The 20,515-nt window shown below is 64.4% G+C and carries 18 protein-coding genes; 3 read left to right on the forward strand and 15 right to left on the reverse strand.

The window, feature by feature from the left end:
• Nucleotides 1-5: 5 nt before the first annotated feature.
• From QP752_RS00265 to QP752_RS00290, 6 genes are all read right to left on the reverse strand, one after another.
• On the reverse strand, nt 6-725 hold the full coding sequence (locus QP752_RS00265) for a type 1 glutamine amidotransferase (RefSeq protein ID WP_284803901.1): 720 nt from the start codon (nt 723-725) through the stop codon (nt 6-8).
• Nucleotides 718-1,977: a Mur ligase family protein gene (locus tag QP752_RS00270; protein ID WP_256005979.1), complete on the reverse strand. Its 1,260-nt coding sequence runs from the start codon at nt 1,975-1,977 to the stop codon at nt 718-720. The genes QP752_RS00265 and QP752_RS00270 overlap by 8 nt, the downstream gene beginning before the upstream one ends.
• Nucleotides 1,978-1,986: 9 nt before the next feature.
• Complete coding sequence (locus QP752_RS00275) at nt 1,987-2,979, reverse strand: DNA polymerase III subunit epsilon (protein ID WP_284803902.1); 993 nt, start codon at nt 2,977-2,979, stop codon at nt 1,987-1,989.
• Nucleotides 2,980-2,993: 14 nt separating this feature from the next.
• Complete coding sequence (locus QP752_RS00280; protein WP_284803904.1) at nt 2,994-4,418, reverse strand: hypothetical protein; 1,425 nt, start codon at nt 4,416-4,418, stop codon at nt 2,994-2,996.
• Between the two features lie 228 nt (nt 4,419-4,646).
• A complete protein-coding gene (leuA, locus tag QP752_RS00285) occupies nt 4,647-6,407 on the reverse strand; it encodes a 2-isopropylmalate synthase (RefSeq protein WP_284803906.1) in 1,761 nt (586 codons plus the stop codon).
• Between the two features lie 152 nt (nt 6,408-6,559).
• A complete protein-coding gene (locus QP752_RS00290; protein WP_070363273.1) occupies nt 6,560-7,417 on the reverse strand; it encodes a DMT family transporter in 858 nt (285 codons plus the stop codon).
• Nucleotides 7,418-7,532: 115 nt separating this feature from the next.
• On the opposite strand from QP752_RS00290, the gene QP752_RS00295 reads away from it, so the two are divergent.
• A complete protein-coding gene (locus QP752_RS00295) occupies nt 7,533-8,798 on the forward strand; it encodes an aspartate kinase (RefSeq protein ID WP_070363272.1) in 1,266 nt (421 codons plus the stop codon).
• Nucleotides 8,799-8,813: 15 nt separating this feature from the next.
• The gene (locus QP752_RS00300; RefSeq protein WP_070477284.1) at nt 8,814-9,848 is read left to right on the forward strand and encodes an aspartate-semialdehyde dehydrogenase; all 1,035 of its coding nucleotides are present in this window, start codon (nt 8,814-8,816) and stop codon (nt 9,846-9,848) included.
• A 526-nt stretch (nt 9,849-10,374) separates the two neighbouring features.
• On the opposite strand, the gene QP752_RS00305 is transcribed toward QP752_RS00300, so the two are convergent.
• From QP752_RS00305 to QP752_RS00315, 3 genes are all read right to left on the reverse strand, one after another.
• The gene (locus tag QP752_RS00305; protein WP_256060099.1) at nt 10,375-11,649 is read right to left on the reverse strand and encodes a hypothetical protein; all 1,275 of its coding nucleotides are present in this window, start codon (nt 11,647-11,649) and stop codon (nt 10,375-10,377) included.
• A gap of 72 nt (nt 11,650-11,721) precedes the next feature.
• On the reverse strand, nt 11,722-12,132 hold the full coding sequence (locus QP752_RS00310; RefSeq protein WP_256008224.1) for a helix-turn-helix domain-containing protein: 411 nt from the start codon (nt 12,130-12,132) through the stop codon (nt 11,722-11,724).
• 47 nt (nt 12,133-12,179) lie between these two features.
• The gene (locus QP752_RS00315) at nt 12,180-12,725 is read right to left on the reverse strand and encodes an RNA polymerase sigma factor (protein WP_256005990.1); all 546 of its coding nucleotides are present in this window, start codon (nt 12,723-12,725) and stop codon (nt 12,180-12,182) included.
• Nucleotides 12,726-12,821: 96 nt separating this feature from the next.
• Here QP752_RS00315 and QP752_RS00320 point away from each other — a divergent pair, with 96 nt between their 5' ends.
• Entirely contained in the window at nt 12,822-14,381 is a 1,560-nt protein-coding gene (locus QP752_RS00320) for a catalase (protein ID WP_284803915.1), read from the forward strand.
• A 115-nt stretch (nt 14,382-14,496) separates the two neighbouring features.
• On the opposite strand, the gene QP752_RS00325 is transcribed toward QP752_RS00320, so the two are convergent.
• The 6 genes from QP752_RS00325 to QP752_RS00350 are packed head-to-tail and all read right to left on the reverse strand — an operon-like array spanning nt 14,497 to nt 20,420.
• Complete coding sequence (locus tag QP752_RS00325) at nt 14,497-14,841, reverse strand: Na+/H+ antiporter subunit G (RefSeq protein ID WP_070363266.1); 345 nt, start codon at nt 14,839-14,841, stop codon at nt 14,497-14,499.
• Nucleotides 14,841-15,107, reverse strand: a complete 267-nt coding sequence (locus QP752_RS00330; protein ID WP_070363265.1) for a cation:proton antiporter — start codon at nt 15,105-15,107, stop codon at nt 14,841-14,843. The genes QP752_RS00325 and QP752_RS00330 overlap by 1 nt, the downstream gene beginning before the upstream one ends.
• 3 nt (nt 15,108-15,110) lie before the next feature.
• Nucleotides 15,111-15,548 carry a monovalent cation/H+ antiporter subunit E gene (locus QP752_RS00335; protein ID WP_256060101.1) on the reverse strand — a complete coding sequence of 146 codons (438 nt, stop codon included), beginning with the start codon at nt 15,546-15,548 and terminating at the stop codon, nt 15,111-15,113.
• Between the two features lie 2 nt (nt 15,549-15,550).
• Nucleotides 15,551-17,080 carry a monovalent cation/H+ antiporter subunit D family protein gene (locus QP752_RS00340; RefSeq protein ID WP_256060102.1) on the reverse strand — a complete coding sequence of 510 codons (1,530 nt, stop codon included), beginning with the start codon at nt 17,078-17,080 and terminating at the stop codon, nt 15,551-15,553.
• A complete protein-coding gene (locus tag QP752_RS00345; RefSeq protein WP_070477297.1) occupies nt 17,077-17,505 on the reverse strand; it encodes a cation:proton antiporter subunit C in 429 nt (142 codons plus the stop codon). The genes QP752_RS00340 and QP752_RS00345 overlap by 4 nt, the downstream gene beginning before the upstream one ends.
• Nucleotides 17,506-17,510: 5 nt before the next feature.
• Complete coding sequence (locus QP752_RS00350; protein WP_284803917.1) at nt 17,511-20,420, reverse strand: DUF4040 family protein; 2,910 nt, start codon at nt 20,418-20,420, stop codon at nt 17,511-17,513.
• Between the last annotated feature and the right edge of the window lie 95 nt (nt 20,421-20,515).

Below are 20,515 nucleotides of genomic sequence, written 5' to 3' on the forward strand. Positions count from 1 at the left end.
GCAACCTACCTGAGGCGCTCCTTGCGCAGCTGGTCCACCTCGGGCAACGCGAGTGGGGTGAGTTCCTGGGCGTGGATGCCGAGGGCGCGGGCGAGGAGGAGGTCGGCAAGTTCGGGGTTGCGGGCCAGGGCGGGGCCGTGCATGTAGGTGGCGATGACACTGCCCTGCACAACGCCCTCAACGCCAGCCCGAGAACCAGCACCCACGTTGTTGCCCACGCCGCGTTTCACCTGGCCGAGTGGGGAGGCGTCGGGGCCGAGGGTGGTGCCGCCCATGTGGTTTTCGAATCCGGTGAGGGGGGCGGAGAGGCCGTCGAGAAGTGGGTGGGATTGGACTTCCCCGATGGCGCGCTCGGGCATGGGGGAGGTGTGGACGTCGAGGACGCCGATGCCGGCGACTTCTTCGCCGTGGGCGGTGAAGCTGTGGCCGAGGACCTGCATGCCGGCGCAGACGGCGAAGACGGGGCGGCCGGCGTCGATGGCGTGCTGCAGGCCGGGGGATGCTTGGAGGCGCGAGGCCGCGATGATTTGGGCGGAGTCCTCGCCGCCGCCGAGGGTGTAGATGTCGCAGTCGGAGGGGATGTCCTCGGTGAGGGGGATGGGTCGGATGTGGGTGTCGATGCCTCGCATGCGGGCGCGTTGGCGCAGGACGAGGGCGTTGCCGTCGTCGCCGTAGGTGCCGAGTACGTCGGGCAGCAGCAGGCCGATGGTCAAAGTGTTAGTCACGGTCCAGCTCCTTGTGTAGGTCCTTTTTGAGGTCGCGGAAGGCGGTGTAGTTGGCCAGCACTTCGACGCGGCCGGGTGGGCAGGCGCGGATGGCGTCGACGCAGTTGTGGATCAGTTCGTGTTCGATGTCGGCGTAGAGCAGGCGCACGGCGAGGTCGGTGCCGCGTTCGCCGGCGGCTTTGACGGCGATGCCGTGGAAGTCTTCGAATTTGACGTCCCAGAGCCAGGAGAGGTCTTCGCCGTCGGCGACTTGGCCGTTGACGGCGATGACGAGGCCGTCGGCGGTGCGGTCCACCATGGAGAGGGCCTCTTGCCAGCCTGCCGGGTTCTTGGCCAGCAGGAGGCGGACTTCGTGGTCGCCGAAGTGGATGGTGGAGTAGCGTCCAGCGACGTCTTGGACGTCGGCGACGGCGGCGAGCGCGGAGGCGAGTGGTACACCGAAGACGTCGACGGCGCAGGCTACGGCCTGTGCGGCGTTGCCGCGGTTCGCCCGCCCGGGTAGCGCGAGGTCAAGCGTGACGACGCCCCCATCCGGGCAGCGCAGGCCGTCGTCGGTGACGGCGTAGGTGGGGGTGGGGCGTCGAAACTCAGAGCCGTCGGGGAGGGGCTCGACGGCGTACCAGTCGTCCTCGGTGCGTACGACGTGGCCGCCGCTGCGGGGGTTGGTGACGGAGTCGCCGAGCCAGCCGGCGCCCGCGGAAACCCAGATGACGTTGGGGTGGTCCCAGGCGACGGAGGTCATCAGCACGTCGTCGCAGTTAGCGATGACAGTGGCCTCCGGGTGGGCGTTGACGGCGCCGCGGAGGGCGCGCTCGATCTTGTTGATCTCACCGACGCGGTCCAGCTGGTCGCGCGACAGGTTGAGCAGCACGAACGCCTTCGGCTGCAGCCGGTCGGCGATGTGGGGGACGTGCAGCTCGTCGACCTCGAGCGCGATCGTGGAGGCGTCCTTGCCCGCCATGAGCGCGGAGATGATGCCGGCGTCCATGTTGTCGCCGCCGTCGTTGGTGGCCACGGTCCTGGTGGAGCGCAGCGCCGCTACCAGCATCTTTGTGGTGGTGGACTTGCCGTTCGTGCCCGTCACCAGCACGGCCGGGCGCCCCTTGGACAGGCCTGCCATGATGTTCGGGTCGATCGCGTTGGCAACGAGCCCGCCGATCATGCCGCCGGCGCCGCGGCCGGTGGCGCGCGACGCGAACGTGGCGGCCTTCGCGGCGGCCAGCGCAACAGAGGTACGCAGTTGTGAGAGCATGCCTCTACGTTAGTCGCGCGCTACGGCCTGGAGAAACTCCTGCGCGCTGAGCACCGGGATGTTTTTGCGGTGCGCGTGCATCGCTTTGCCACGCAGTTCTGCGCCGCGGGAGGGGGCGTCGGATACTACGAGGGATGCGGTGCGTGTGAGCTTTTCTTGGTAGTTCAGCCCGGCGTCGAGCGCGGCCTGGATGAGCTCGTCGGGGTCGACGGCGACGTCGTCGGAGATGGAGATCTCCATGCCTGGCTTGAGGCCCGCACCCGTGTAGACGCCCGGATTATCGACGTCCCCTTCGCGCTTATGCGCGTCCACCCGCAGTGCGGAGCGCTGCAGGCCGAAGCGGTCCGCCTTGAGGTCCTCCGGGTCAATGCTGGTCAGCGTGCCGTTTTCGCGCAGCTGCAGGTACACCGCGACGAGCTTCAGTGTGGCCGCCCGGGAGAGTTCCTCCTCGGGGACGCTGGCGCGTTCGACGGTGGCGGTGGCCGGTTCGGAGAGCACGCCGACTTGGTTGGCCACGGCGTTGAGTCGCTCGTCGATGAGGATGTGGCCCTGGCGGCGCGCGCTGCCGAGGATGTCCACGATTGCTTCGGGGCGCGGGATGTGGCCGACGCGCTGGCGGCGCCGGTTGTGTTTGCGGGCGCGTTGGCGGTTGGCGCGGGCGGCGGCGTTCATGGCGCGGCGCGACTCGGAGACGAGGTACCCCCACTCCGTGGGGCTGTCGAGCACGATGAGGGTGCGGCCGTCGATAAGCTTGTTGAGTGTCTTGAGGTGCCGCGCGAACCGTGGCGCCTGAGCGAAGTCGCTCTTCTCCAGGTTGTGGAGGTGGCGCGGACCGGCGTCTTTGACCGGGTTGAACACGGCGTGGAAGTCCTCGCCGACCTCGCCGTTTTCGTCGAACGTGACCGCATCGAGGGTGAGCAAACGCCCCGTGGAGGGGTGGATGCTTGTCGAAAGGGCGCTTACCGCGACGAACGGAAAGAGCTCGTGGTCAGGTGTTGTCATCACTCTGATAGTAGCTATGGCCACTGCACGCGGTGTAATGGCCCGCCGAGCGGCGTGTCCGACTGGATCTGCAGGCCGCCGAAATTGTACTGGTAGTCGGGGGCAGGCGCTGGTGCAGGGGCCGGCGCGGGCTGTTCCTGCACGGGAGCGGGCTGCTGCACAGGCGCTGGTGCGGGCGCAGGGGCGGGCACGGGCGCAGGCGCTGGGGCCTGCCACACCGGGGCCGGCTGTGCTGGCACCTGGTACGCCGGTTCCTGTTGCGCCGGGGCTGGAGCCGAGGCCGGCTCAGACGCGGGCTCCGAAGAAGGCGGCGTGGTCTCCTCGGTGGTCTGTTCCGTCGACCGCTTCGAAGGTTCCGGCTTCTGGCCGGACTTGCTCGGGGAGTGCGCAGGCTCCGTCATGTACGTGGAAACTGTGTCCGGCGAGCCGCTCCACTGCTCGCTGAACGCCACCGAGCCGATCAGCGCGATCAGCAGCGCGCCGATGACAGCGGCTACCCAGCGCATCGGGTGGATCGGCTGGTTCTTCTTCGGCTGCGCCTCCGGGGCCTTCTCGTCCGCCGGGGTCTCCATGGCGGGGAACTCCTCCGAATCAGCCTTCGCTGCGGCGGACTTGGCCACCGCGTCGGCGCTGTCTTCCAGCTCCTCTGGGCGTACCACGGGGATCACGGTGGTCGCCGACATCGCCGAGGTATCCGGGTGGCGCGGGTGGACCTGCACCGGCGGAATCGGGGAGAGGGGCGGAAGCACGTCCGGGGCGAGTGGGCCAACGGTCACGCTCAACGACGGCTTGCCGCCCAACGGCGCGAGGTAGCCGTGAGCTACCGCCAGCAGGCCACGCTCGCTGAGGGACTGCAGCGTCGGCAGCAGCGCGGTGGCCACTGGCCCCACCAGGGTGCCGACGGCCCGATCCCCAATCGCGACCTGCACAGTATCTTCGGCGGCATCCTCAGTGGCGCTCAGCGTGAGCAGGTAATGCTTCCGGTCCAGCACCGAAACTTCCTGGGCTTCCTGCGCGTCCGGGAGGAAGGAGACGTCGTAGGTGCGGGTGTCGTCGAGAAACACCCACGGCTCGGTCGGGGGCTGGTTGGTGGGGATGCACAGGCCGGGGCGTGGCAGGCGGAGGACGGTTTGCAGGGAGCCGTCCGCAAGGCGGGTGGCGCGCACCGTGACCTGCGGGATCATCGAGGCTTCCACGATCCAGGACAGCTCCGCGTACTCGCGCGCGTCCGAGGCGCTCATGCTGCCGAGCACTGAGTCCTGGAAGTGAATGTCGAACCCGCCGCACTCAGCGCGCGGGATAAGCAGCGCCGCGAGGTCTGCTACGTCCGTATCGGCGGAATCGAGCAGGTGAATGATGTGCTCTTGCTCCGCCTCGTGCACCGGGATGTTGCGAACAGCACCAAGCCCGTGGTCTGGAACCACGTATGTTGTTGCCATTTCGCCCTGCCTTACCCGGTGCTGCCTCGCCAGTAGATAAATCTCCGAGCAATGAGTATAAGGCCCGCACCTGGGTAAACGCATGTCGACCTGTGGAGGCGTGTGGCACGTCATGTTCGTACGCAGCGCGGATTCTTATTCGCTGAGAGCGGCGTAAGAGAAGCGAGCGCGCTTTATCACTCGCATCTCAGTCCGCCAGGCAGAACGACCCCCCTGACGGGGGTGGTGTTACGCGACTGTTGAGCGGTTCACCGCGGACACGATGGCCTGCATCGACGCCAGCGTCGTCGATCCTGCCACGCCAGCGCCCCACGCACACTTGCCGTCGACATCCGCGTAGATGTAGCAGGCCGCGTCGGCGTCGTCACCCGCGGAGCGGGCGCGCTGCGAGTAGTCCTGCACCTCGACGTTGATGCCGATGTTCTCCAGAGCGTTCGCGAACGCCGCGATCGGGCCGTTGCCGACACCCGTGACTTCGTGGTCCTGGCCGTTGTAGGTCACGCGCGCGCGGATCCCGGTCGTCGTGGCGTCCTTGCCCTCCTCATCCGACGTGCGGAAGGAGTGCAGCTCCAGCGGGGCATCCAGGTCCAGGTAGGTCGTGGCGAAGATGTCCCACATGTTCTTCGAGTTGACCTCGCCGCCTTCGTTGTCGGTGATGTTCTGCACCACCGCCGAGAACTCCGGCTGCATCGCCTTCGGCATATCGATGCCGTGGTCCGTCTTCATGATGTAGGCAACGCCACCCTTGCCGGACTGGGAGTTGACGCGGATGACGGCCTCGTAGTCGCGGCCCACATCCTTCGGGTCGATCGGCAGGTACGGGACCTCCCAGACCGTCTCGCGCAGCTCTTCCCACTGCACCGCGGTGGAGTTTGCGCCCGGGCGCACCTTGCTCGCCAGCGCGTCCAGGCCTTTATTAATAGCGTCCTGGTGCGAGCCGGAGAACGCGGTGAAGACCAGGTCGCCGCCGTATGGGTGGCGCTCGGGGACGCGCAGCTGGTTGCAGTACTCCACAACGTCGCGGATGCGCTGGATATCAGAGAAGTCGATCTGCGGGTCGACGCCCTGCGTCAGCATGTTCAGGCCCAGCGTGATCAGGTCGACGTTGCCGGTGCGCTCACCGTTGCCGAACAGGCAGCCCTCGATGCGGTCCGCGCCTGCCATGTAGCCCAGCTCGGCCGCGGCGATGCCTTCGCCGCGGTCGTTGTGGGGGTGCAGCGACAGGATGATGGAGTCGCGGCGCTTCAGGTTGCGGTGCATCCACTCGACCGAGTCCGCATACACATTTGGGGTAATCATTTCGACGGTCGCCGGCAGGTTGATGATCATTGGCTGCTCAGGGGTCGCGTCCATGATCTCGACGACGGCGTCGCACACCTCAGCCGCGAAGTCCAGCTCAGTGCCCGTGAAGGATTCCGGCGAGTACTGCCAGCGCCAGTTCGTGTCCGGGTAATCCTTCGCGATGCCCTTGATCAGCTCCGCCGCGTCCGTCGCCAGCTTCTTGATCGCCGGGCGGTCCTTGCGGAACACCACCTCACGCTGCAGCTTCGACGTGGAGTTGTAGAAGTGCACGATCACGTTCTTCGCGCCTGAGCAAGCCTCGAACGTGCGGCGAATCAGGTGCTCACGGGCCTGCACCAGCACCTGGATGGTGACGTCATCCGGGATCATGTCCTGCTCGATGATCTCGCGCACAAAGTTGAAGTCAGTCTGCGAGGCGGACGGGAAGCCCACCTCGATCTCCTTGTAACCCATCTCCACCAGCAGGTTGAACATGCGGCGCTTGCGCTCCGGGTTCATCGGGTCAATCAGGGCCTGGTTGCCGTCGCGCAGGTCCACCGCGCACCACTGTGGCGCGTGCGTGATGGTGGCGTCTGGCCAGGTGCGATCCGGCAGGCGGATAGGCTCTACCTCCTGCGCAAACGGCAGGTAGCGGTGCGCTGGCATCTTCGATGGCTGCTGCTTATTCCAGGCTGGTTGGGTGGTCATTGTGGCTGTTCTCCTTCGTGGCGAGTTTCACGGTCGGCGTGCACAAACTCCGCGACGGGCGCCGGCCGTGTTACAACGAGGCCTGTATCCCGCCGCGGCAGATTAGGAGCAGCAGCTGATGTGACATGCGCCAAAGCATACACGGTTTGGGCCTATCCCACTTGAATACTGACCCGTGTGAGCATCGCCGCGCTGGCCAGCATCATAATTATCGACGCCACCATCGCTACCCAACCCCCAACACTGGACACGGCGAAGTTCTCCCCAAGCAGCACGATGCCCAAGGTGAGTGCAACCAGCGGCTCAACAACCTTCATGGCCGGCAGCGTGGTGGCCAGCTTGCTGGCGCCGAACGCGAACTGCTGCACTGCCGTGCCCAGCACCGCGCAGGCCAGCATGGCCCAGAACTGCCACGACTCCACAAGTCCAACGACTCCGCCGTGTACGTAGGCGTCCACAGCCACCTTGGAAAACACCGCCAGGTAGCCGAAGATCGCGCCGCACAGGATGCCGTAGGCCAGCGCCTGCGTAGCGGCGCCACGGGTGCGGGCGAACGCGACCGTCCCGACCATCCAGGCCAGCCCAACCCCGATTGCCAGCACCCAGCCGACCATCCCCGGCGGGGCGGTGCCCGGAACCGGGCGGCCCACCAGGATCACCACCGCAACGAAAATGGTCAGCAGCGTCGCCCACGCCGTGCCCTGCGGCGACATTGTGCGGTGCTCCACGCGCGCCGAAAGTAGCAGCGTGAACATCAGTGACAGCACCAGAATCGGCTGGACTACCAGCAGGGATCCGAACGCCAGCGCCAGCGCCTGAAATCCGTACGCGGCCAGCGCAAGGGCGAGCGATGCCCACCAGGCGGGGCGTCGCAAAGAAGAAAGCGGTGAGGGATTGACCTCCGTTGTGGAGCGGCCGGCGCGCAAGATGCGGTGGCGCCACACCGTCCCCACCGCGATGAGCAGCGCAGACGTGAGCGCAAAGCTAATCGCAAGGAAGTCGTTCTGCATGGTCAACGATAATACTAATTTTCTGTGCCATGTCGCCCCATAGTCGTTTTTGGGACGCTATTCTTATAGTGCGGATTTTCACGCGACAGTTTTTACACCGATGGAAGGTTCTACCATGGCATTGATCGTGCAGAAATACGGGGGCTCGTCCCTCGAAAGCGCCGACCGCATACGCGCGGTTGCTGAACGCATCGTTGCCACTAAGAAGCAGGGGCACGATGTCGTAGTGGTGTGTTCCGCAATGGGCGACACCACCGACGAGCTGCTGGACCTCGCCGCCCGCGTCAACCCAACCCCACCCGCCCGCGAGATGGACATGCTGCTCACCGCAGGCGAGCGCATCTCGAACTCGCTGGTCGCGATGGCGGTCGCATCCTTCGGCGCTGATGTGCAGTCCTTCACCGGCTCGCAAGCGGGCGTCATCACCACCGAGCGCCACGGCAACGCCCGCATTATTGAGGTGACGCCGGGCCGCGTCCAAGAAGCTATCGACGCCGGCCGCATCGCCATCGTCGCCGGTTTCCAGGGCGTCAACCGTGACACCAAGGACGTCACCACCCTCGGCCGCGGCGGGTCCGACACCACTGCCGTCGCCCTCGCCGCCGCCCTCGGCGCCGACGAGTGCGAAATCTACTCGGACGTTGACGGCGTCTACACCGCCGACCCACGCATCGTCCACGATGCCCGCAAACTCGACAAGCTCTGCTTCGAAGAGATGCTTGAGCTCGCCGCGTCCGGCTCGAAAATCCTTGTGCTGCGCAGTGTGGAATATGCGCGCGCATTCAACGTACCCATGCGGGTGCGTTCGTCATACAGCAACGATCCCGGCACCCTCGTCGCCGGAGCATTGGAGGATATCCCCATGGAAGAAGCAGTACTGTCCGGCGTTGCCACCGACGCCTCCGAAGCGAAAATCACCATCCTCGGCGTCAAGGACCTGCCAGGGGAAGCAGCCAAGGTGTTCCGCGTCCTCGCCGACAACGAGATCAACATCGACATGGTGCTGCAGAACATCTCCAGCCTCCACAACCTGACCACCGACATCACCTTCACCCTCCCAATTGCCGACGGCCCCCGCGCCATGGAACTGCTCAAGGCCCTCCAGGCGAAAGAAGGCTGGGACAACATCACCTACAACGACCAGATCGGCAAGGTGTCCCTCATCGGTGCAGGCATGAAGACCCACCCGGGCGTCACCGCCGACTTCACCGAAGCACTTCGCGACGCCGGCGTGAACATCGACATGATCACCACCTCCGAAATCCGCATCACTGCCGTTGTACGCGAAATCGACCTTGAGGAAGCCACCCGCGCTATCCACGACAAGTTCGAACTCGGCGGCGACGAACCAGCCATCGTCTACGCTGGCACCGGACGCTAAGAAAGGACACACTTCATGACCACCATCGCAGTAGTAGGTGCAACCGGCCAGGTCGGCCGCGTCATGCGCGAAATCCTCGCCGAACGAGACTTCCCAGCGGACAAGGTGCGCTTCTTCGCATCACCACGCTCCGCGGGTAAGCACCTCGAATACCGCGGCCAGGACGTCGTCGTCGAAGACCTCACCCAGGTCACCGAAGACTCCGTCGCCGACGTCGACATCGCGCTCTTCTCCGCAGGCGGCGGCACCTCCAAGCAGTGGGCCCCAGTCTTCGCAGCCGCCGGCGCCACCGTCGTAGACAACTCCTCCGCGTGGCGCAAAGACGATGACGTCCCCCTCATCGTCTCCGAGGTCAACCCCGACGAAGCCAAGGCGCCAGCCAAAGGCATCATCGCGAACCCGAACTGCACCACCATGGCAATCATGCCCGTGGCCAAGGCACTCCATGACGCCGCCGGCCTTCACACCATGCGCGTAGCCTCCTACCAGGCTGTTTCCGGCTCCGGCCTCGCCGGTGTGCAGGCGCTTGCAAACCAGGTCGCCGAAATCGGCGAGCGCAACACCGAACTCGCCCTCGACGGCTCCCTCCTCCAGCCCGAGGAGCTCGGCCCATACGTCGCGCCGATCGCCTTCAACGCGCTGCCACTCGCCGGCAACCTCGTCGACGACGGCACCGAAGAAACCGACGAGGAGCAGAAACTCCGCAACGAATCGCGCAAGATCCTCTCCATCCCAGACCTGCGCGTCTCCGGCACCTGCGTCCGCGTCCCAGTGTTCACCGGGCACACCATGGTCGTCCACGCCGAGTTTGAGAAGGAAATCACCCCTGACCAGGCTCGCGCCGTGCTGGAGGCCGCGCCGGGCGTCTCCGTCGTCGACGTACCGACCCCTCTCGCCGCCGCCGGCAAAGACGATTCCCTCGTCGGCCGCATCCGCCAGGACCAGGCCGTCGACGGCAACCGCGGCCTCGTGTTCGTCGTCTCCGGCGACAACCTGCGCAAGGGCGCCGCACTGAACACGATTCAGATCGCGGAGCTGCTTGTGAAGTAGCTTTTCTGGCTTCTTGAGGGCACTTGAGGGCGCTTGAGGGCGGTCCCCTGGGGTTTGTTCCCTGGCGGGGCCGCTTTTCTGCTTCGGCTTTTGGGGCAGGCCGGTCCGTGACCAGGGGAAATGCCCAAATACTTTCCTGGATCCAGGGTTTGAGGTGTGGTTGCTAGGTAACCAGTGCCAATGGACGCACCTGAAAACATCTAGCACATTGCTGACCTGCAGTGTTGAATGGCTGCACCAAAACCGGTTGCGTCCTTTGGCACTAGGCCTCTCTGGGTGCACACCAAATTCGCCCATGCAGAATCAACGACCTGGGGAAACGCTCAGGGCTGCTCCTGAAAAGCGGGAATTTGGTGTCGGACCGGGTGGTGGGGGCACCACATTCGATCAAGTACCGCCTACGACCTGGGGAAACGTCCCGACCCCTCTCCGAAAAACAGGAATTTGGTGCGCGCATCCTTGCTTGGGCTAAAGAAAAAGTGCCAAAGCACGCATCTTGCGTCCCTTGGCACTTGGCGGAGCAGGATTATTTAGCCTGGCTCTCAGCTCCGTCCGTCTCGAGGACTTCTTCCGCTTCGAGGGCCTGCTCGGCCTCTTCGATCATGGCTTCCTTGAAGTCCTTATTTTCCATGACGGACTTCTCGGTAATCTTGTCCAGCTCGCGCTGGTCGTGGCGGGTGAACTTCACGCGCGGATCGAGTTTGTCCTTCATGAGCTCGAGGGCGCGGCGTCGCAGGCTGCCTTCGTGGCGCAGGGTTTCCGAGCCGCGGATGCGGGCTAATGTGACCACGACGATGAGTACCAGGCCCAGGTAGCCCAGGATCGGGTAGACGAACGAGATTAAGTCCTTGAAGCCGACGAAGGACAGGACGAACCCGATCAGGCACGCGGAGATGTAGATGACGCGGAACTTCTGCTGGCGACCGCGCGCCAGGCGCTTGCCCAGGGCGTAGAACATGCCCAACGAGGTGGCGAAAATCATGCCGAAGATCACGAACGTCATGATGAGGCCGAGTGTTGGGTTGATGTTGTTGATGAGGGTGAGCATCGGCATGTCGTGGCCGTTGACGTCGCTGATGCTGACCATGAGGCCCATGCCGAGCAGGAGCAGCATCGCGAGGTAGGCAATGCCGCCGAAGAGGCCGCCGAGGCCGGTTTCGCGCGGGTCGAGGTAGTTGCCGCCGATGACGACCGCCATGGACACAACGCAGATGAAGTTCAGACCGGTGTAGTTCAGTGCGGCGATCCACCAGTTTGGCAGCTCGGTTGCGACGTCCTGGGCCGCGATGTTGATGCTGTCCCAGTCTGGCTGCGCGTTGACGATGGTCCAGGTACAGCCGCCGATCACGAAGATCAGGAGGAACGGGGTGAGGATGCCGATTGCGCTGGTCACCTTATTGACGTCCAGCATGCCCACGCCGAGCACCATTGCCAGCATGATGACCGCGCCGATCCAGACCGGGATACCGAACTGCTGGTTCAGGTTCGCACCCGCACCTGCGAACATGATGAACCCGATGGAGAACAGCGTGATGATGGTCGAGATGTCCAGAACCCAGCCCATGACCTTGCCGGTGATGTTACCGAGCACTTCCATGTGTTCAGTCGCCTGGAAGTATGAGCCAAGCTGGAGGATGGAGATACCGCCAACCAACATCAGGGCCGAGCTCAAGAGTGCTCCCCAAATGCCTTGCGTGCCGAAGGCTACAAAGTACTGCATCGCTTCCTGGCCGGACGCAAACCCGGCGCCGACAACGATGCCGATGAAGGCAAAGGAGATCGCTATTGCGTTTCGAATCATAAAAGGCAGTGTAGTTGATGGGTTGGGCCTGGTCGGTGAATTCGGAACCTTTTTGGTTTGGTTCCAGGTGGATCATTCGTCCGGGTTGGCGCGCTGCGCTGCGTCCCTTTCGCGTTTGAAGGCGAAGACGTCGTCGGCGTATAGGCGCCGGTGTGCCCCGACTTTGTGGCCGGCTAATTGGCCGGTGTCGATGAGCTTCACGACGTGAGGTCTGGACACATGGAGGAGGTCTGCCGCCTGCTGGGTGGTGAGCTCTTTTTGCACCGGAACAATTTTGACCTGCCTGCCATCGGCCTCGTTGGCGAGCACCTCGCGTAGCGCGGAAGCCGCAGAGCGTGAGATCTCGATTGGCTGCCGGGTCCCATCGACAACGATGTCAACGCTGCTCGAGGTGGATCGAGAAAGCGCGACGTCAAGGTCTTCGAGTGCCTGGCGTGCTAGTCGCTCTACGTGGGAGCTTGTCATTTCTTCATGTTGTGGCATACTGTCATCATACACATAAACGAAACAAACGAAAAGGGGGTAACGGGCTAGGTCTGTTCCGTAAGTCGCATGATGTCTTTTCGGGCGCGGGCGACGCGGGAGCGGATGGTCCCGATGCGCACGCCAGCGATTTTGGCGGCTTCCTCGTAGCTGTAGCCGAGCACTTGCGTGAGGACGATGGCTTCGCGCCTGTCGGGGGCGAGTTCGTTGAGGAGATTGTGGGCGTCGATAACTTCGGGCCACAGGTTCGGGTCGTCGGTGCTGGGCTGTTGGTTGGCGACGTCGTCGTAGCCACTGTTGGTGGCGCGCGGGCGACTGCGGTCGTGGCGCACGGAGTCGATCCAGGTGCGGCGCGCGATGGAGAGGAGCCACGTGCGGGCGGTGGAGCGGCCGGCGAAGCGCGGGAGGGCGCCGAGGGCGCGCAGGTAGGTCTCTTGGGTGAGGTCGTCGGCGGCGTCGTGTCCCGCGAGGTGGGCGAGGAGGCGCCAGACGTCGTCCTGGGTGGCGGCGATGAAGTCGGTGAGGGCAGCTTTGTCGCCCCGGCCGGCCCGGAGGGCGAGGTCGGTGACGTACTGGCTATCGCTGCTGTTCACGAATAAAAAGGGTACCAGTATCGGGAAAACCCTTGATGTCACTCTGATATTCACGTACGGTATAAATAAACACCAACCCATAAGGAGGGCCTAACAATGGCAGAGAAGAACGTAGACCACATCCTTTCGAACGGCGAACGTCCAGCGGGCAAGGGTCAAACTACCCAGCTCAGTGGCCAGCCCGTCCCATCGGAAAACGTGAGTGTTACGCAGGGCCGTCAGGGCGCGAATGTCCTGGATGACATTCACCTCATCGAGAAGCTTGCGCACTTCAACCGCGAGAATGTCCCCGAACGTATTCCACACGCGAAGGGCCACGGAGCATTCGGTGAGCTGCACATCACCGAGGACGTGTCCAAGTACACGAAGGCGAAGCTCTTCCAGCCTGGCACCGTCACCCCGATGGCTGCACGCTTCTCCACCGTTGCTGGTGAGGCAGGCTCCCCAGACACTTGGCGTGACGTCCACGGTTTCGCACTGCGCTTCTACACCGAAGACGGCAACTATGACATTGTCGGCAATAACACCCCGACGTTCTTCCTGCGCGACGGCATCAAGTTCCCGGACTTCATCCACTCCCAGAAGCGCCAGCCGAACTCCGGCCTGCGCGATGACGAGATGCAGTGGGACTTCTGGACCCGCACCCCTGAATCCGCCCACCAGGTGACCTACCTACTCGGCGACCGCGGCACTCCGAAGACCTCCCGTCACCAGGACGGATTCGGCTCCCACACCTTCCAGTGGATCAACGAGGAAGGCATCCCAGTTTGGGTCAAGTACCACTTCAAGACCCGCCAGGGCTGGGAATGCTTCACCGACGAAGAAGCCACCGAGAAGGCCGGCACGGACCCGGACTTCCAGCGCGAGGACCTCTTCAATGCCATCAAGGAGGGGGACTACCCAATCTGGGACGTCAAGGTCCAGATCATGCCGTTCGAGGAAGCGAAAGACTACCGCTTCAACCCGTTCGACCTCACCAAGACGTGGTCGCAGAAGGACTACCCGCTTATCGACGTCGGCTACTTCGTCCTCAACCGCAACCCGAAGAACTTCCACGCACAGATCGAGCAGCTGGCACTCGACCCAGCCAACTTGGTCCCAGGTGTCGGCCTGTCCCCAGACCGCATGCTTCAGGCCCGCGTCTTTGCGTACGCTGACCAGCAGCGCTACCGCATCGGCGCCAACTACAAGGATCTGCCGGTCAACCGCCCGATCAACGAGGTGAACACCTACGCAGAGCGCGGCTCCATGGCATACTTCTTCAACGAAGAGAACGAACCAAACTACAGCCCGAACTCCTACGAGAAGGGCGCCGGCTACCTCGACGACGGCGAAACCTCCGCGAGCGGCCAGGATCTCGGTCTCGCCGAGAACCTCTACATCAACCCGGACCCGGAGGGCACCGACCTGGTGCGCGCCGCCTACGTCAAGCACGCTGAGGATGACGACTTCGGCCAAGCCGGCACCCTCTACCGCGACGTCTTCGACGACGCCGCCAAGGAACGCTTCGTGCACAACATCACCAACAAGATGATGGCGATCACCAACAAGGAGATCGAGGAGCGCGTCTACGAATACTGGGGCAAGGTCGACGCTGACCTGGAAACCAAGGTCCGCGAATCCTTCGCCGCTAAGCGCGCAGCGCAGCAGAAGTAACCCTTAACGATTTAAACCCGCCAGGACGGTGACGTCCCGGCGGGTTTTGGTGTTTGTTGGGCAAGCTCGGCGGCTCACATGGCGGTGCCTGAGCACCACCCTCCCAAAACCAGACCTAAATCCGGTAGTTTGGCCGGTTCGGGTGGCGGTCGCGCTTATCGGAGACGGTCACGCCGTAGAGGGTGCGGCCCATGATGAAGGAGCCGACGGAGCCGACGATCCATACGCCGGCGATGGCGATGATGGCGCGGAGGAAGTCATTGAGGTCGAAGCCGGTGGTGGACCAAGACCAGATCAGCTTGGCAACGACCAGGATCGGGAAGGCGAGGCAGACGGTTGGGCCGAGCAGGTTCGCGCGGGTCAGTGCGTCGGGGGCGCGCAGCTGCAGGAGCGCGGTGGCGACCACCAGTAGGGTGGCCACGATGACGAGCGCTGCGACGATGATTTCGATGATGGTCATTAGCGGCGTCCTCTCGTGATGATGCGGGCCATGGAAATGGTCGGGATAACGCCACAGACGAGGCCTGCGAGGATGGCGATTTCGTAGCCGATCATGGTCTGGGTCCAGATGGACCAGACGAGGAAGATGGTGACCATGGCGTAGAAAATGAGGTCGGCCATGACGGCGCGGGAAAGCTCGTCCTTGACCAGGATCAGACCAGCGAGGCCGACGAGCAGGCTGAGCGCCATGACGATGACGCAGCCCATGAGGATCATTTCAAACATGTTCTAGTCCATCCTTTCCGCTGGTGGCAGGGTGTGGTCGTCGGGGTCGCCGAGGTCCACGTAGGGGTCCCACCCGATGGATGCGGGGTCCAGCGGGGTGGCTTTGACCGCCGGGTTGATGCGCTCCTCCATGTCGATCAGGCCAGCGATCTGATCTAATGGGTCGCTGCCGAACGCCGCTTGGACCAGCAGCACCATCGGTCCGCCTTCCTGGGCGGGGTAGCGCAGCCCGAGGGACAGCGTGCCCGGGGTGACGGTGATGGAGGTGGAGTACCAGAAGACCTGCCAGTCGGTGGTCAGGCGCAGCGGGTAGTAGATGATGATCGGGTCGAGCCCGGTGTTGGGCTTGAATGCGGCCGCGGCGGCGCTGAAGCCTGCGGCGAAGATTTCTTTGATGAGCCAGGCGGTGTAGCCCACGCCGTGTACGAAGCGTTGCAGCATGGTTAGTTACCTCCTTGGAGGGTGTCCACATCGGGGATGCCGATGGCGTCGTCGCCGAGGACGGCGGTGGTGTAGGAGTCGACGTCGAGAAGGCTATCGACGGCCGCGGTGCTGGCTGCCCAGAGTGGGCCGGCGCCGATGAACATGCCGAGGGACATGAACATGAGCAGCGCGGACGGTGCGAGCAGCTTCGCGCGGACGTTGAGGGCCTTCGGGTAGTGCTGCATTGGGCGGCCCCAGAAGACGCGCTTCCAGACGCGCATCATGGACAGCAACGCACCGAAGGACGCGACGATGATGGTGGTGATTGCCACCCAGGAGCGCCAGTCGCCGGCCGTGGCGGCTGCGAGCACGATGGTGACTTTGCCGAAGAGGCCGGAGAACGGCGGGAAGCCGACGATGGAGAACGCGCCGGCGACGAAGACCGCGGAGGTGAGCGGGTCGCGGCGTGCGAGGCCGGACAGCTTCGAGATGGTGCCGGTGCCGTAGGTTTCCTCGATCGCACCGACGTTGAGCACGAGTGCTGCGATGGTGATCATGTGGTGCAGCGTGTACATGAGGCCGGCGGCGAGGGCGTAGCGGGCGTCGTCGTTAGTAAAGGCCAGCATGATGAGGATGAACGGCATGCCGTTGACCATCTGGTAGCCCAGGACGCGGCGCATGGTGTGCTCGGCAAGGCCGGCGAAGCCACCGATGAGCATCGAGATCACCATGATGACGATGATCAGTGCGTTCCAGCGCGCGTCCATGTCGAAGATGACCACCCAGATGCGGAAGAGCATGTAGACGGCCACCTTGGTGTGCAGGCCGGAGAACAGGCCCATGACGGCGGCACTGGTGGAGGGGTAGGTGCGTGGCAGCCAGGTGTGGACCGGGAAGACGCCGGCTTTGGCGGCGATGGCGATGACGACCAGGCCGGTGGCCACGGTGATCGGGCCGTTGCCGGCCGCGGCGCCGCGCAGGGCGGCGATGTTGACGGCGCCGGCAACACCGTAGATGTAGCCCACGCCCATCACGAGCAGTGTCGACGCCGCCAGGTTCACCAGCACGAACGTGCGGGCGGACAGCAGGCGGTTGCGGGTGCCGGTCATGGCGATGAGGCCGTAGGACGGCAGCAGCATGACCTCGATCATGACGAAGAAGTTGAACAGGTCCGCGGTGAGCAGTGCGCCGGAGACACCGGTGATAAGCACCAGGGTTAGCGGCGTGAAGTAGCGCGCCTGGGTTTCACCGGCCACGCTGGCGAACCAGTTGGAGGTCAGCGCCACGATCATGGTGGTGATCAGCATGATGGCCGAGAACTGGTCGGCGGCGAAGGAGATGCCGACGCCGCCCTGGTACAGGCCGATGACGTGGGAGATGGTGCCGTGCTCGGCGGTGTAGCCGTACAACCAGATGGCCATGCCGAGGTTGATGGCGGGGATGATGAGGCCCAGGGCGTCGTTGCCGCGCTTCCAGGGACTGAGCGTCGTCACCGCCGCCATGATGAGTGGCAGCGCGACGAAGACTGGGAGGATTGCGTCCGCACTCATGCGCGTGGTGCTCCTTCCGTGTTGTTCATCTTGTTCGGGTTGAGGCGCGCGGTGCGGCCTGCGGTGGACAGCGCGGACGGGCTCAGGCGCATCAGGTCGTAGGTGCCTGCGACGCCGGTCGGGTTGTCCATGGTGTCGTCATCCTTGCCGAGTGAGGCCAGCATGAGCAGGATCGTGGTCGTCGCCATGGCGATGACGATGGCGGTGAGCACGAAGGCCTGCGGGAGTGGGTCGGACAAGTCGGCGAATTCGGTGCGGGAGGGGAATGCCTCGCCGCGCCAGGCGCCGACGCCGGTGGCAAGCAGCGTCAGGTTGGAGGCGTGCCCGAAGAGGGACATGCCGAAGATGATGCGGACCATGCCGCGCTGCAGGATCATGTAGACGGACCCTGCAACCAGGACCGCGATGGTAAGTGCCATGACCATGTGGTTTACAGCTCCTTCGTGGTAACTGGGCGCGGGTTTTCCGCGGGGTTGAGTGGGGCTGGGTGGGCGTCGACAGGCTCGGCGGGTGCTTCCGGCTCTGGTACATCCGGCAGTGGGTTTTCGCCGCCGCGGGTGTAGGTGAGGTCGGAAATCTCGGTGCCGGGGCGTAGGTAGCCGCCGAGCGCGTTGAGCGCCTGCGTGACCATGCCGAGCACGGCGAGGTAGATGCCGAAGTCGAAGATGAGGGACGTCGTCATGTGCTCCCCAGCGATGGTGCCGTGGATGGCGTACATGAAGCCGCCTTCGAGGAACCCGAGGAAGCCGGAGCTGATGGCGATGATGATGCCCCAGCCTGTCAGCCTGATCGGGGTGAGTTGCTTGACGACGTACGCGTCCGCGCCACGGGACAGGTAGTTGAGGCCAAACGCGGTGGCCAGTACGAGCGCTGCGACGAAGCCGCCGCCGGGTGCTGTGTGGCCACGGAAGAAGATGAGGATGGACAGCAGTGCGAGGATCGGTACGACGAGCGCGGACGCCTTGCGCAGTGGCAGCGAGTTGAGCTGCGACTGGCCGAATGGGCGTGGGCGGGTGCCGGCCTCGAACATGTGGCGTGGCATGGACTGGACGACGGCCGCGATGACCACTGCCGCCATGCCGAGCACGGAGAGCTCGCCGAGGGTATCGAAGCCACGGAACTCAACGATGATGACGGCGACGATGTTGTCGGCGCTGGTCATCTTGCCGCCCTCGGTGAGGTACCACAGGGCGAGGTCGGAGCGGTCGTGGCGGCCCAGCAGGGCGTAGACGCCGAGGAAGGCGACCACGCCGGCGATGGCAGCGACGACGGCCGCGAAGACCTTGCGTGAGGTCGGGGTCTTGGGGAAGGTGCGTGGCTGGTAGCGCAGCACCACCATGATGATCACGACGGTCAGCGACTCGACGAGGAACTGGGTGAGTGCCACGTCGGGTGCGCCGAGCATGAGCATCTGCAGCGTCATGCCGACGCCGGTGGTGCCCAGCAGTACCGCCGCGGCGAGGCGGGAGCGGGTGCGCACCAGGCCGATGACGGACAGGGCGATGATGGCGAATGGGATGAGGTCCCACCACACGTCGATGCCCTCGGCGCGTGGGGCGAGCGGCATGCCGTCGACACCCTGGGTGAGCACGGCGGTGCTGACGCCCAGGACGAGGATGCACAGCACGAGTGGCAGCAGGTGGCGCGACGGGTTGAACGTGTCCGCCATCGCGCCGAGCCAGCGGCCCACCTTGGAAAGCCCGCGGACCATGGCGTTGAGTAGGTCATTGCCGCTGGTTGGCAGCAGCTGCTTGTTCTCGACGGCCGCGAAGAACGGTTTGCGCACGAAGAGGACGAAGCAAACACCCAGCACGAGCACGATGAGCGAGACGATGAATGGCGCGTTCAGGCCGTGCCACAGTGCCAGGTGCGAGTGGAACTCGGTGTCGCCAGTGATGGTGTGCACGCCCGCGTTGATCGGGTTGTCTACCCAGCCGAGCGTGAACGGCAGGACCAGGGAGGTCAGGCCGGGCAGCGCGGCTGGCAGCCAGAGCGCGACGGGCGCTTCGGTGACGTGCGGCATGGGCTTGGTGCCGTCGATAAATGCGCCGAAGACGATCTTCGCCGAGTAGATGAAGGTCAGCAGGGCGGCAAGCCCGGCGATGGCGAGCAGCAGCGGGCCGAAGCTTGTGGCGTCGAACGCTGTGAGGATGGATTCCTTCGAGATGAAGCCGAACAGTGGCGGGATGGCGGCCATGGAGGCCGCGGCCACGCAGGTGGAGGCGAAGGTGAACGGCAGCTGCTTGTACAGCTGGCCGAGGCGGCGGATGTCGCGGGAGCCGGCCTGGTGGTCAATGACGCCGATGAGCATGAACAGGGAGGACTTGAATAGCGCGTGGGCCAGCGTGTGCACCATCGCGGCGGCGAGTGCCGCCGGGGTGCCGATGCCGATCGCCGCGACGATCCAACCCAGGTGGGAAACCGTGGAGTAAGCCGTCAGGTGCTTCAGGTCCGTCTTCGTAATGGCGAAGGCTGCCGACATCAGCGCGGTAAACAGGCCGGTGACCAGCAGCAGCGTGTTCCACGCGGTGACGTCGTGGAAGATGGTGGAGAAGCGCAGCAGGACGTAGACGCCCGCCTTGACCACTGCCGCCGCGTGCAGGAACGCGGAGACTGGGGTGGCTGCCGCCATGGCTTCAGGCAGCCAGAAGTGGAAAGGGAATTGCGCGGCCTTGGTGAAGGCGGAGAAGCCGATGAGCAGCGCCACCGTGGTGGTCAGCCCCGGCGACTGCGCCCAGACCGGCGACGCGAGCACTGCGCTGAGCTGCGTCGTTCCTGCCGCGACGGAGACGACCGCCAGGCCCGCCAGCAGCGTCAGCCCGCCGAAGAAGGTCAGGATGAGCGTGCGGTAGGAGCCGGCTTCGCCGCCGGAGCCGGAGCGGGCGATGAGCATGAAGGACGCGATCGAGACGAGCTCCCAGCCGATGAAGAGGAGCACGGTGTCGTCCGCAAGCACGAGCAGCAGCACCGAGAGGGTAAACGCCGTCATGATGGTGTAGAAGCTGGTGTTGCCCTCGCGCTTCGGCAGGTATGCGGCCGAATATATGAGGACAATGCCGCCAATGACGAGTGCGAGCAACGCAAAGAAGATGCTCAGGCCGTCCGCGCGCAGTGAGAACGCGATTTCGGTGCCGGGCCCGAGGATGTCGTTGGCCCAGGTGACGGACCACGTTTCCACGTTGCCTTGGGAAATGCTGGGAAATTCGCGGCCCAGCGTGACCGCTGCGGCGAACAGCAGGAGCGCCAGCGGCCAGCCTGCTTTCCTGTCGAAAACTCGCACGAGCAGCGGCGATAGCGGAACTGTCGCGGCCACGAATGCGAGCACGAGAGGTAGTGCCATGGTGAACCCTCTCTGAGTTTGGGATTTGAAAACTGTCAGTTGCTTTAAAGGGTAGCAACAAGCTTGGACAAGGCCACAACATCTTTGGGAGCGTG

The sequence above is a fragment of the Corynebacterium sp. UMB10321 genome (genome assembly GCF_030228725.1).
In the GTDB taxonomy this organism is placed as follows: Bacteria; Actinomycetota; Actinomycetes; order Mycobacteriales; family Mycobacteriaceae; genus Corynebacterium; species Corynebacterium pseudogenitalium.